The sequence below is a fragment of the Microcystis sp. MC19 genome (assembly GCF_003019735.1).
GTDB lineage: Bacteria > Cyanobacteriota > Cyanobacteriia > Cyanobacteriales > Microcystaceae > Microcystis.
Genome location: NZ_CP020664.1, coordinates 3,863,151 through 3,876,734, shown reverse-complemented (window position 1 = coordinate 3,876,734; position 13,584 = coordinate 3,863,151). Strand labels below are relative to the sequence as shown.

Sequence of the window (13,584 nt, the reverse complement as noted above, 5' to 3'; positions counted from 1 at the left end):
TGATAACTTCCCCACTGATAACTGATTACTGATTACTATGCTGTAATTTCCAGAGAAAACTAGCGAGGAGATTGGTGATAATATGAGCGAGGATCGGGATTAATAAATTACCGGTGATGATGACGGTATAACCGAGGGCAAAACCGACAACAGTTGCCCAGATAACATAGGGCCATTGTTGGGAACCGCTAAAATGGAGGATGCCAAAAATCAGACTAGAAACGGTTAAACCAAAGATATTTAAGCCCAAAGCTGGCAAAATCACCCCGCGAAATAATAATTCTTCACTTAACCCCGGCAGTAATCCAATCCAAATTAAATCGGGCCATGCTAAAGGTTTAATGACTAATTCTAAGTAAGAGTTAGCACTATGGCGATAACTAGACCAAAAACGATAGAGAAGCCCACTAATTCCACTAATTGCCCCCGCTAAGGCTAATCCGAACAGGAAATCCGGGAGAGTCCAGCGAATGGCGGGAATAGCGATCGCACCGAAATATTGCCAAACTTTGGCGACTACCAGCAGGATAATCGCCGTTACCGCCATAATGGTGAGGACTTGTGTGCGTGTCAGGGAATCAAATTCGGAATTAGGGGAATTAGTCACGGATTCTCGGATAAACAGCGTAAAGAGTTTAAATTAGGGCGAAGAGATGCGAGGCTAACCCCTGCCCGTTGACAAACGATCGCACCGATCGCCTCCATATACGAGTGTACCCTAATTGCTTTCACCCCTAGAGGTTCTGGGGCCACCTTCATTCTTGTACTATTTTCCTGTACGGAAATTAGTACAGTTTTTTCTTGACAAAAACTTAGAACTGTGCTAGAGCCGCAGGCACTGGCGGGAACGATCAGCGCGTCCACCTCCCGGCCCCAAATAGCATCGGGACTGGGCTGCTTGACCAATTGGGGGGCGCGACTTAAACCCACCAAAACGCAGGGTAAAAAAGTATAACCGATTTCTTCGGCTGCGGCCTTGGGGGAAAGTTGCGGATCGAGGGGCAGCGGACTTAAAGCGGGAGCGTGGGCCGCCGGTATTTGGAATTGTCGCACCACCAGATGGGAAATTACCGCTTCGGCCCCGGCAAGGGGATCCACCCCCTGACCATGGCGATAATTAGCCAGGGCAATGCTATCGGGATCGTCGGGAAAACGGGCAACAATGGCGATCGCTTCCGCTCGGCCTTGCTTAATCAGTTTTTCTGCCCCCCGCAGCAAGCTGTCGGGATTGCCAATTGTTCCCCAACTGGCCCCGGAGGCTGCCTCTCGCAACTGCACATTTAAGGGGGCATCGGTGACAAGGTAATCGGTGAGATCTAAGCCTAGGGTAGCCCGGACAGCATCGGCAGCCTGAAGGTGTCTTTGCAAGAGGTCAAATTCAATGGCGCGATCGAATAGTAACCCGATGCGATTTTGATGGACGGGACTTAATCCCCAATCCCCCCGGGCAAAACGATCTAAAGCGTAACCCTCCACATAATAGGTGTTGGCTAGGGGCCAGTACAATTGGGCGCCATTGAGGACATTGGGATGGGTAATTAGGCGATCGCAAACTTGGGCGATCGCTCTGGCCACGGGAATGCCATCCCCAGCATAACCGCCAATCGCTGCCCCGATGCCGGTGGGAATAATTAGTACGGCGGTATAGGGACGGGAATTCACGAGGCAGTGGTGACAATCGCTTCGACTTTGACTTGATTATTCTCGGTATCCACTTCTGTGATTGCCCAACGCAAGGGTTCACCGCGTTTGGCTAATTCTTTTTCGATTTCTTGCTCCAGTTGTTGCGGGGTTTCCTGTAGGTCGATTTCGGCACTAATAAAGTGAGTGGTCATGGGGATTGTCTGGGATAGTTATCCCCTCAGTTTATCAAGATTTTGCCCTCTTGCGCTGGTTTATCGGCTCTCTGGGTCAGGAACCACAAAGACACGAAGGACACAAAGATCGATCGCTGATATGTAAGTTAAACTGGTCGCAACGCGCTCGCTACGCGAGATCACACAAAGAATAGGAGAGCCTTAGCCATTCTCGTACTATGATTAATAGTAGGCTTTCCCCTAGAGATTATGATCGCAGTTCCCAACTACATCAGTCCCCAAGAATATCTCGCTATCGAGCGCCAGAGTCAGATCCGTCATGAATACCGACGTGGTTTGGTTTATGCGATGGCCGGCGGTACAGATAATCATGGTCGCATCGCCTTCAATTTTCTCAAAGTCATTGACGAACATTTCGGCGACTCTACAGACTGTCGGTTTCACTCGGGTAATGTCAAGGTTAACTATCAAGATCAGTTTTATTACTATCCCGATGCTTTTGTTACCTGCGATCCGCGCGATCGCCAAGATCGTTATCTGAAACGCTATCCGAAACTAATTGCGGAAGTGCTTTCCCCCAACACGAAGGCTTTTGACAAGGGCGAAAAATTCCAAGATTATCAACAGATAGAAACTTTAGAAGAATATGTATTAATTTCCCAAGAAATCCAGCGCGTGGAATGCCGTCGCCGTAATTCTCTGGGGACATGGGAAACGACTATTTACGAGACAGGCGATCGCGTAATCCTGTCAAGTATTAACCTAGAGTTAGCCATCGCCGATCTCTACCGGGGAATAGATTAAAATGTGAACTACTCTCAAGGGAGTTGAGAGCTTGCTGCTTCCATGGGAATGGATAGACAGCATTTAGTTTACTTGTACTAACTAGCTCGGCAATTTTCCAGCCATTCTTCTAAATCTTGTAGTGACTGAAAATCTAACAAAGCTTCTCCCAAGTTTTCTAACTGTTCTAGGTCAAGACTGCGGATATTGGGCAATAATTCGGGAGAAATGTCCCCTACACGCCGATTTAATTGACGTAAAACTAGGTTAGCTTCTCCCTCTTGTCGTCCCTCTTGTAAACCCTCGGACCAGATTTCTTGATAGATAACGGATTCTTTCATGATGTCTTTCCTCAATAATCGTTGGATGATGTCTTTCTTTAATACTAACCCGGCTAGAATTGCGGTAGATGCAGCCAGATTACTTTGTTCTCGACTATCGCTGATTTGCTCGATTTCTTGGGCAATTTGCCGCAGTAAGTTTTCTTGTTTCTCAGCTTGAGCGAGTATGGCAAAGGGAAACAGTCCGGAGGCCTTTAATAAGGGTTCCGAGGGTTGTTCCCAAAGTCTAATCACTTCAAATTGATGAGAGGTTTTCCCTTGTTTATAATCATTCTGTCGGACTTTGGGGGAATCACTTTTCCTTAGATAAATAACCACTTGATGGATAGGTTTACGCGGATAGCGTCGATAGAGTCTGGTGGCATAATCTAGCATTCTATAGGGAATATCTTCTTTAGGGTCGGTTTGGAACTCGATATGTAAGATTAATTCTTCCGACTCTAAAAAGATTAAAGTATCGGCTCTAATTGGCTCTAGGGATAATTCCGAGGGTTTAATTTCTGTTAATTCTAAGGGTTTACCCAGTAACCAAGTGGCCAAGTCTCTCGAATATTCAAGAGCGATAAATTTACAGGTAGAATCATACATTTTCAATTCAATTATAGGTTAAGGCTGACCTATATTTTAACAAAATTATCACCCTATTCCCCCTCAATCCCCCCTTATCAAGGGGGGTAGGGGGGATCGAACCCAAAATCTATCTTCAATTTAATTATAACCAGCTACTTAATACCTAGCTACTTAAACAAAGGATTTTTATTCGGGGAAGGGTATATCTAAACTCATTTGTTGTCCTTGGGTTTCCCTTTGTTTTTCGGCAGCTTTCAGGACTTCAAAGGTGAGGATAACATCGAGACGTTTTTTTTGTTCAAGGATTTCTTGTACCGTCACAATCTCAATTTTATCGACACTTTGACTCATATAACGACCGCGATAAATTCCCGCAGATTTGGCTGTTTGGATCATATCTTTGCTAGGGGGTTTCAAGGTGATAAATATACCCAGGGCTGCCCCTTGTAGTGTCATGGTTCCCTGTAGATCTCTGATGTCTCCCGATTTGACATTACCGGATTTTACTTGAAAAATAATTTTCTCCCGATTGTCCTTATCTCCCTGAAAATAGGCAATAGCATCGACTCCTTTATCTGCCCCTTTTTTGTCATTAATCACAGCCCGGTTATTACTATAGGTTAAAACCGCCCATTTCTCAAATTCTTTGCGGGTACGATCATCGGGTTTAGTGGCTAATGCTTTGGCTGATTCTAGATCTTTGGGAATACCATTTAGTTCAATTTTATCTAAAACATTTTTACCGAAGGAGTCCTCTAATCGCTTTAACATTAAGCTAATACTCTGATAGGTTATATCAATTCCAATCCAGTTTCTCTCTAATCTCTCCGCTACAGCGATAGTCGTTCCACACCCACAATAGGCATCTAAAATTATGTCTCCTTTATTACTACTTGCTTTGATTATTCTTTCTAACAATGCCTCCGGTTTTTGCGTGGGATAACCGAGTTTTTCGGCAGCATGAGGACTTAAAGATTGAATGTCAGTCCATAAATTGGTAATAATAGAGCCTTCTTGCTCATTAATATATCTTTTTAACTGTGGCCGTTTTTTTGTGTTAAATTGACCATCGGAATGACGAGGATAATATATTCTACCCTGATCGTGTAACTGTTGCATCGTTTCTTTTTGGTAACGCCAGCCTTTACTAGGATAAGGAAACCCCATCCATTCATACATCATATTTGGCCGTGGATTCGGACTAGCCATATCACTTAATCTATACATTCCTCTCCCATCATTATCATCATGTCTATAAAATTTATCAACATAATTACTATCGTGTTCTCCGTATTGAGGATAGAAACTAGCTTGAGAAGATTTAACATAATAAAAAATTATATCGACAATATCACAAAATTTCTTTTTTGCGTCACTATGGGCCGATTGTCTTTTCCAGCTAATCTCATTTTTAAAATCACCCCCCTGAGAGCAAAAAACAGTATCTAAAACTATTTTTAAATAATGACTAGCAGTAGGATCGCAGTGGAGATAAAAGCTACCAGTAGATTTTAAAACTCGATGGATTTCCACGATCCTCAGAGTCATACTCACCAGATAAGCGAGAAGACTGCCTTTACCTAAAACTTTAGTTAAACCGTCAATTAAATCAATAGTCTGACTGGTAAATTTACCCTGATAGTTGCTTTGAATTTCTTCTAAAGCTTCGTTAGCGTGATTATCCCATGTCCAGGTATCTACAAACGCTTGTGCTTGTGCTTGATCTTCCTTACCTAAGTTGTTATAAATTTGGTTGTAATTGCGTTTAGAATTAAAGGGTGGATCGATATAACAAAGATCGATCGACTCATCTTTGATATATTTCCGCAGCACTTCTAGGTTATCACCGTAGTATAGTTTATTGACCATAGAGATTGGGGGGATTGACTGCATTCTCAATTGTATTATTATTCCCCCTTAAAGAGGACGAATGCAATCGCTCCAGAGAATAATATGATTGTACTAATTACAACAAGCGCATCCTGTGCGCTCAAAATTTAATTTTCTTAAGTCCATCTTGCCTGAAAATGAGGGGGTCGCAGGCAGGCACGGATTCCCATTATATAAATAAGTATATGTCAAGTGCTGGGATTTTGTCAAGAGGAATTATCGTCACCGTCAAATTAATTTCGCCGCTAAAATCAAAGGTTCTTTCCAATCAACTAAAACTAAGCTAAGTGGGTGGGTGGAATTAAATATAAGATGAACGTAGGTTGGGTTGAAGCATGAAACCCAACGCCTGCATGGGTTACGCTACCGCTAACCCATCCTACAAATAATTTTGCCTCCCTACTTAAGACGCATTTAAACTGCCTATCCTTAGATTAGCTGAATTTCCCCCCCCAACCCCCCCGACATCGGGGGGGCAAGGGGGTAGGGTTGCCTCCTGCCTCCTGCCCCCTGCCTCCGTTATCTTGGGTGAGGTGGGAACCCTAACCGTAGTATGATTGAACAATGCGAAGAATCACAATAACTCGACCCGACGACTGGCACCTTCATCTGCGCGATGGTGCGGCAATGAAAGCGGTTCTACCCCATACGGTGCGTCAGTTTGCCCGTGCCATTATCATGCCGAATTTAAAGCCCCCAGTGCGCTCGGTGGCTGATGCTGCCTCCTATCGCGAGCGCATTCTGGCAGCAGTTCCAGAGGGTCAACAGTTCGAGCCACTGATGACCCTCTATCTCACCGATAATACCAGTCCCGAAGAAATCGTGGCAGCGAAAGCCTCCCAGTTTGTCAAAGCGGTGAAATACTACCCGGCCGGTGCGACAACTAATTCCGACTTGGGGGTGACGGACCTTCGTAGGTGCGATGGCGTTTTGGCAGCGATGGAGCAGGTAGATATGCCGCTACTACTGCACGGAGAAGTTACCGATGGTGATATTGATGTGTTCGATCGAGAGAAAGTGTTCATTGAGAAGCACTTAATCCCACTGATAACAAGATTTCCCAAACTGCGTGTCGTATTTGAACACATTACCACTGCCGACGCGGTCAAGTTTGTTCTATCTGCTAACAACAATGTCGCCGCCACAATTACGCCCCAACATTTATTGTTTAGCCGAAACATTCTCTTTACCGGTGGCATTCGTCCTCATTTTTATTGCCTGCCGATTTTGAAACGAGAGGATCATCGTTTGGCACTTTTGCAAGCGGCAACATCGGGGAATCCCAAGTTTTTTCTAGGGACCGATAGCGCACCCCATTCTCGCTACAGCAAGGAAAGTTCCTGTGGCTGTGCGGGTTGTTATTCAGCCCTGCACGCCCTAGAGTTGTACGCAGAAGCCTTTGAGAGTGTCGATGCGCTTGAGCAACTAGAAGGGTTCGCCAGCTTGCACGGGCCAGATTTCTATCAACTCCCCCGAAATACCGAACAAATCACATTAAACAAAACCCCTTGGCGTATTCCCGATGAATTGCCATTTCCCGAATCCGGACTGGTGCCGTTACGAGCGGGTGAAGAGATAAGCTGGCAATTAGGGGAATAAAAACCGCGAGTCTTGGTAGTTGCGGTCAAGAATTCAAGATTAGTTATTTCCCATGACAATGAGGAGGATCGATAACATTGGCAAAAATTGCCCAAAGTACCATGAGCGGCATCGGCAACAAACAGATTAGCCATTGATGACCGGTTAGGGTCGCCGTTGCAAACAGACTGTTCATCACCCCCCATTGACTAAACAAAATTTGTAGGGCAACAGCAGCCACAATCCCCAAAATTAGGATCGGTGCATTAGTAATCGAGGTTGACTGACGACGCAGGTAGTTAACTAGGCTCATCCCTAATTGACTGATACTGAGCAGATAGATAACCCGTGCTGCCACAAGGGATTGAATTGCCATTGTGCGGGCAACGGCAATATCTCCTGTGGTCGATTTAGCCCACTCAAACATACCAAAAATCAGAATCCAGTTAAACAATGAAACAGCCAAAATTCGGCGCAATAGTTTTTTGGTGATCAAAGGTTCATTGGGATTGCGTGGTGGTGACTGCATAATGCCGGGGGATTTTGCTTCAAAGGCCAGGGGAACAGTCATCGTGACCGAGTTGATCATGTTCAACCAGAGTACTTGTAGGGAGAGGATGGGTAAATCTCGCGCCAGTAAAGTACTGATCAGAATCGTCATCGATTCGCCACCATTGACAGGTAAGAGAAAGGAGATTGCCTTGCGTAAATTTTGATAAACGGTGCGTCCTTCTTCGACAGCAGCCTTGATCGAGGCAAAGTTATCATCAGTGAGGAGCATATCAGCAGATTCCCGGGCGACTTCCGTTCCTCCTTTCCCCATGGCAATGCCGATATCGGCCTGCTTGAGAGCCGGCGCATCATTAACACCATCGCCCGTCATCGCCACGATTTCTCCTTGGGACTGGAGTACTTCCACCAGTTGCAGTTTTTGGGTAGGGGCAACCCTGGCAAATACCGATCCATCGACCACCGCTTGGGCCAGTTGATGATTATCCATTTGCGCTAATTGTTTTCCCTCAAATGCTAAGACTTGTGCTGCCGTTTTAATGCCCATCCGTTCCGCGATCGCCCGCGCCGTGACAAGATGATCACCAGTAATCATCTTGACGCGAATCCCAGCACTTTGACAGGCATGAACAGCAGCGATCGCCTCTGGACGAGGCGGGTCAATCATGCCCTGTAATCCTAGAAACACCAAGCCTGTTTCGATATCCTCATGGTCGATAGAATGCTGATGGGTCGCGGCTGCTTTTTTGGCGAAGGCAAGCACCCGTAAACCCTGCTCTGCCATCGTTTCTACCGCTTGCTCGATCTGTTGGGCGTTCAGCGCGGTCATCTGACCATAGCGATCGATCATCTGGGAACAACGACGCATTAGCGACTCAACCGATCCCTTGACATAGATCAGGCGAGGTATGCCATCATGCAGGGTTGCCATGTATTGGTACTCAGATTCAAAGGGAATTGCATCTAATCGTGGGGTTAAAGACAATAGCCCCAATTGACTGAGACCTGCTTTGGCGGCGGCCGCAATCAGCGCCCCTTCCGTAGGATCCCCCACCACTGACCAATCTTCTCCCGTTTGTTTTAGCCCGGAGTCATTACAAAGCAAACCAGCTACCAGACAATCCCCTAGGGCCGGCGGTAATTCCTCTGCAAAGGGGCTGCCAGGGTTGCCATCGGTGATCAGACTAATTTCGCCCTTGGGACTATAGCCACCACCACTAACGGCGTAATATTGCCCTTCAGTATAAATGGACTGTACAGTCATTTGATTTTCGGTCAGGGTTCCGGTTTTGTCGGAACAAATGACGGTCGCACTCCCCAATGCTTCCACTGCGGGCAGTTTACGAATAATCGCATGACGACGGGCCATGCGGTTGACCCCAATGGCCAAGGTAATCGTTACCACTGCCGGCAGCCCTTCTGGAATCGCACTCACTGCGAGGGCAACGGCAGCTTCAAACATATCGATCCAAGATTTCCCCCGTCCTAACCCGATGGCAAAGGTCAAGGTTGCTAGGGTCAAAATTGCGTAGAGTAGGGTGCGGCTAAATTGGGCAAATTTACGGGTCAGGGGTGTGCTAAGGCTGACTCGGCTTTCCATCGACTGGGAAATCTGCCCCACTTCGGTGGCATTGGCCGTAGAGACAACAATCCCTTTGCCCTGTCCAAAGGTAACAAAACTCCCTGCGTAGGCCATGTTTGTCCTTTCTGCTAGGGGCGTATCCCCGGGTAAGGGTTCGATCGCTTTTGACCCGGGCAAGGATTCCCCGGTCAAGGCAGACTCATCCACCTGCAAATTGCGGACTTTCAGCAGCCTCAAGTCCGCCGGCACTTTATCCCCCGATGCCAATAAAACGATATCTCCTGGCACCAAATCCTGAGATGGAATCCGCAGGGTTTGTCCCTCTCGCAACACGGTCGCTTCTGTGGTTACGGCTTTGGCTAGGGAAGCGATCGCACCTTCCGCCTTAGCTTCCTGCACATAGCCAATAATGGCATTGATCAGGGTAACTCCCCAAATCACCGAGGCATTCGTCCAAGACCCTAAAAATGCCTTAATAGTACCCGCAAGCAAGAGAATATAGAGTAGTGGCTGATGAAATTGCTGCAAAAACCTCAACCAAGCTGGTTTCCCCGGCTTAAATCGCAGTTCATTCGGGCCATATTTTTCGTAGCGACTGGCCACTTCTTCTGCTGATAAGCCCGCTGACCCATCGCTGGTCAAGTATTCAATCACCTCTGGTTGAGAAAGTTGATGATACAAGGGCAATGATAATTGAACTGGCATCATGCTCTCCAATATTTAGGGAATTATGAATTATGAATTATGAATTATGAATTGGGGAAGTGGGGAAGTGGGGGGGTGGGAATTATGAATTATGAATTATGAATTATGAATTGGGGGGTGGGGAAGCTGTCTCATCACCCTATCACCCCAAAACCCTATCACCCTATTTATTTCCAGACGACCGACGACCGACGACTGACGACCTTAAGCTCTCGTCTTATTTTGATAATAATCGCGGGTTCCCTTGGCATCTAGGGCCTCACCGAGACGAGCAATGGCCTGGGCGTAGGCGGCGTTACGCAGAGATATATCGAACTCCTGGGCGAAAGACCAGACTTTTTCCGCTTCTGTCACCATTCTTTCTTTTAAGCGCTCATTTATCTCGTTTAATCGCCAATAAAGACCGCTGCGATTTTGCACCCATTCAAAATAACTCACCGTTACCCCACCGGCGTTAACCAAAATATCGGGGAAAACGAGAATCCCTTTTGATTCTAAAATGCGATCGGCTTCTGAGGTAGTTGGACCATTGGCCACTTCAAAGATATATTTTGCCCGCACGCGATCGGCATTTTCGGCGGTAATTTGGTTTTCTAGGGCAGCTGGAATCAAAACATCCACATCTAGGGCTAATAATTCTTCATTACTAATCGCCTCGTGTTCGACGATATTACACACAGTACCCTCACAGTAAATAGCAGTAATCCCGCGATGTTCCTGTTTATACTCACGAATGCTGGCAATATCTAGGCCTTTTTCCCGATAAATGCCGCCCTGGGAATCACTTACCGCCACCACTTGATAACCGGCTTTGGCGAGGAGATCCGCCACTACGGCCCCGGCGTTACCGAATCCCTGAACGGCTACGGTAGTATTAGCGGGTTTTTTGTCTAATTTCGGCAAAAGAGAATGAATAACATGAAAAGCTCCCGTTCCCGTCGCCGTATCGCGGCCACGACTGCCTCCCATGGTTAAAGGTTTCCCCGTCACCACCGCCGGACTAATTTTACGCTGAATGATGCTGTACTGGTCCATCATCCAACCCATGATCATCTCGTTGGTATAGACATCGGGGGCAAGAATATCGATATCGGGACCGATAAAGTCGGCTATACCCTCGATATAGCCCCGGCTAAGACGTTCTAACTCGGCTTTTGACAATTCTTTCGGATTGAGGGTAATGCCGCCCTTAGCCCCACCAAAGGGCAAATCCAGCAGGGCGCATTTAAAGGTCATCCAAAAGGCTAGGGACTGCACCTCATCGATGTTGACGTTGGGATGATAGCGCACCCCTCCTTTGCCGGGGCCGCGGGTGTCATCGTAGCGGACGCGGTAGCCTTGGAAGATTCTCAGAGTGCCGTTGTCCATACGGACGGGTATGGAGACGCTGAGACTAGCTTTGGGATATTTTAACCGCTCGATCGCATCATCGGAAATGGAGACATACTTAAGGGCCCGTTCTAGGCGACTGCTGGCATCGGTAAAGAGTGATTTCGACATGATTTTTTTCCCCCTATCTATCCCCATTAGAACACGGGAAAAACAGTATATTTCGCTACAGTTTATTTTTCTTAATTAACCATGGACAGGGATTGCCGACAATTGTTCTCAACCAAGGTTACTTGAGAGATTTTCCCGCACATCATCTACCGTACACCCTACACCCTACACCCCACACCCCACTTCCCTATCACCCCACTCCCCCATCCCCAACCTGCAACTAAAAAAGGGAAAGAGCGATGCTCCTCCCTTTTTTGATAATTTATTCAAGTTGATTGTAGATGCACAGCAATCGAGGCTGAAATTACATCAAGCCTAATTGAGCAAGGATGCCTTTGTGGGTTAAGTATTCCGTAGCTACGCCAATAACGAAACCGAGCATGGCTAAACGACCATTCCAGTTTTCAGCGAAAGCGGTGAAGCCGAGTTTGTTTTCTTGCTTATCCATGGTGAATTGCCTTCCTATAAGAAAATTGCGTTTAAGTCAAGTGCTTGATATTTAATGTAACATAACTTTTCAGACTATGCAACATTTCTTTACATAAATTTTATTGATGTTAACCATAAACTTTTATGGGGGTAGGGTCAAGGGTAGGCAATGGCGGCCAAAAATCAAGCCTGATCTCAGTTGTAGGACTAAATAACCGTTTTCCCATCCCTGACCGAAAAAGATTACAATCAAGCGAAAGGTCAAGAATCGATCGCCATCGAGCGAGGAGTGAATATGCGCGCCTTACTGATTTATCCCGTTTTTCCGCCGACTTTCTGGTCCTATAACAAAATTCTGGAATTAGTTGATCGCAAAGTCTTACTTCCCCCCCTGGGTATGGTGACGGTGGCGGCGATTTTACCGCAGGAATGGGAATTTAAACTGGTCGATCGCAATATTCGGGCGGTGACAGAAGCAGAATGGGACTGGGCCGAAATAGTGATTCTTTCCGGCATGATTGTGCAACGTCAAGATTTAATCGAGCAAATTCACGAAGCCAAGCAACGGGGTAAACTGGTGGCTGTGGGTGGTCCCTATCCCACTTCTATCCCCCACGAAGTGGCTGAGGCCGATTTTCTGATTCTCGATGAGGGAGAAATCACCATTCCGATGTTTGTGGAAGCATTGGCAAGAGGAGAAACCAAAGGTGTTTTCCGCACCACAGAAAAACCCGATGTGACAATTACCCCAGTTCCACGCTACGATCTGCTCGATTTTGAAGCTTATGATTCCATGTCGGTGCAGTTTTCGCGGGGATGTCCCTTCCAGTGCGAATTTTGCGATATTATCGTTCTCTATGGTCGTAAACCCCGCACCAAAACCCCCGCACAATTATTAAAAGAATTAGATTATCTCTACGAATTAGGTTGGCGTCGGGGCGTGTTCATGGTGGATGATAATTTTATTGGCAACAAGCGCAACGTTAAATTACTCCTCAAAGAATTAAAGGTTTGGCAAGAAGAACACCAGTACCCTTTCCGGTTTAACACGGAAGCGTCGGTGGATTTAGCCGCCGATCCCGAATTAATGGCTATGATGGTTGATTGTTACTTTGATGCGGTCTTTTTAGGTATTGAAACCCCCGACGAAGAAAGTTTACAATTAACCAAAAAATTCCAAAATACCCGTAGTTCGTTAACCGAGACGGTAGAAAAGATTATTAAAGCAGGATTGCGCCCCATGGCGGGATTTATCATCGGTTTTGATGGCGAGAAAAAAGGAGCGGCCGATCGCATTATTAATTTTGTCGAAGAAGCAGCCATTCCCACGGCTCTATTTGGAATGTTACAAGCTTTACCCAATACCGCTCTATGGACTCGCTTGGAAAAAGAAGGACGACTACGATTAACGGGGAAACAGGACATTAACCAAAGTACCCTGATGAATTTCGTTCCCACCCGGCCGATCGAAGATATTGCCACAGAATATATTGAAGCCTTCTGGAAATTGTACGATCCGGAGGTATTTCTCGATCGCACCTATCGCTGTTTCCTGAAATTAGGCGCACCTAAAGCGAAACCAGCCTTTAAACTGCCTCGACGGGCCGATCTCTATGCCCTAGCGGTAATTATCTGGCGACAGGGCTTTAAACGTTCCACGCGCTGGAAATTCTGGCAGAATTTATTCGGTATTTTGCGCCATAATCCCGCCAACGCCGAACACTATATCACTGTCTGCGCCCACAACGAGCATTTCCTGGAATACCGTCAGATTGTCCGGGATGAAATTACGGCACAATTAGCCGAATTCCAACGCCAAGAGGCATTAATAGCGGAAAAAACCGCCATAGCGGCCTAATTATTCCGAGGATGGGTTATT

Annotated in this window: 11 protein-coding genes; 3 read left to right on the top strand and 8 right to left on the bottom strand. The window is 46.5% G+C overall.

Going from position 1 to position 13,584, the window contains the following annotated elements; translation table 11 throughout:
* Positions 1-25: 25 nt before the first annotated feature.
* The 3 genes from B5D77_RS19760 to B5D77_RS26315 are packed head-to-tail and all read right to left on the bottom strand — an operon-like array spanning position 26 to position 1,835.
* Complete coding sequence (locus B5D77_RS19760; protein ID WP_008196914.1) at positions 26-607, bottom strand: CPBP family intramembrane glutamic endopeptidase; 582 nt, start codon at positions 605-607, stop codon at positions 26-28.
* Positions 604-1,662 (bottom strand): DUF3326 domain-containing protein, encoded by a 1,059-nt coding sequence (locus B5D77_RS19755; RefSeq protein ID WP_106909490.1) that lies wholly within the window; start codon positions 1,660-1,662, stop codon positions 604-606. The genes B5D77_RS19760 and B5D77_RS19755 overlap by 4 nt, the downstream gene beginning before the upstream one ends.
* Positions 1,659-1,835, bottom strand: coding sequence for a hypothetical protein (locus tag B5D77_RS26315; protein WP_008196917.1), 177 nt, complete (start codon positions 1,833-1,835; stop codon positions 1,659-1,661). Before B5D77_RS26315 ends, B5D77_RS19755 begins: the two co-directional genes overlap by 4 nt.
* Positions 1,836-2,066: 231 nt before the next feature.
* Here B5D77_RS26315 and B5D77_RS19750 point away from each other — a divergent pair, with 231 nt between their 5' ends.
* On the top strand, positions 2,067-2,621 hold the full coding sequence (locus tag B5D77_RS19750; protein ID WP_106909489.1) for a Uma2 family endonuclease: 555 nt from the start codon (positions 2,067-2,069) through the stop codon (positions 2,619-2,621).
* A 77-nt stretch (positions 2,622-2,698) separates the two neighbouring features.
* Here B5D77_RS19750 and B5D77_RS19745 read toward each other — a convergent pair whose 3' ends face one another.
* A complete protein-coding gene (locus B5D77_RS19745; RefSeq protein ID WP_008196921.1) occupies positions 2,699-3,529 on the bottom strand; it encodes a DUF4351 domain-containing protein in 831 nt (276 codons plus the stop codon).
* Positions 3,530-3,697: 168 nt separating this feature from the next.
* Positions 3,698-5,380 carry a DNA methyltransferase gene (locus B5D77_RS19740; protein WP_106909488.1) on the bottom strand — a complete coding sequence of 561 codons (1,683 nt, stop codon included), beginning with the start codon at positions 5,378-5,380 and terminating at the stop codon, positions 3,698-3,700.
* A 585-nt stretch (positions 5,381-5,965) separates the two neighbouring features.
* Between B5D77_RS19740 and pyrC the strand changes: the two genes are divergently transcribed.
* A complete protein-coding gene (gene pyrC / locus B5D77_RS19735) occupies positions 5,966-7,000 on the top strand; it encodes a dihydroorotase (protein WP_106909487.1) in 1,035 nt (344 codons plus the stop codon).
* A gap of 43 nt (positions 7,001-7,043) precedes the next feature.
* Here pyrC and B5D77_RS19730 read toward each other — a convergent pair whose 3' ends face one another.
* The 3 genes from B5D77_RS19730 to B5D77_RS19720 all read right to left on the bottom strand — a co-directional run bounded on the left by B5D77_RS19730 (position 7,044) and on the right by B5D77_RS19720 (position 11,724).
* Complete coding sequence (locus tag B5D77_RS19730) at positions 7,044-9,776, bottom strand: cation-transporting P-type ATPase (RefSeq protein WP_106909486.1); 2,733 nt, start codon at positions 9,774-9,776, stop codon at positions 7,044-7,046.
* Between the two features lie 204 nt (positions 9,777-9,980).
* The gene (locus B5D77_RS19725; protein WP_216644389.1) at positions 9,981-11,276 is read right to left on the bottom strand and encodes a Glu/Leu/Phe/Val dehydrogenase; all 1,296 of its coding nucleotides are present in this window, start codon (positions 11,274-11,276) and stop codon (positions 9,981-9,983) included.
* A 304-nt stretch (positions 11,277-11,580) separates the two neighbouring features.
* Positions 11,581-11,724: a high light inducible protein gene (locus B5D77_RS19720; protein WP_002734821.1), complete on the bottom strand. Its 144-nt coding sequence runs from the start codon at positions 11,722-11,724 to the stop codon at positions 11,581-11,583.
* Positions 11,725-12,000: 276 nt separating this feature from the next.
* Here B5D77_RS19720 and B5D77_RS19715 point away from each other — a divergent pair, with 276 nt between their 5' ends.
* A complete protein-coding gene (locus tag B5D77_RS19715; protein WP_008196943.1) occupies positions 12,001-13,563 on the top strand; it encodes a B12-binding domain-containing radical SAM protein in 1,563 nt (520 codons plus the stop codon).
* The last annotated feature ends 21 nt before the right edge of the window (positions 13,564-13,584 follow it).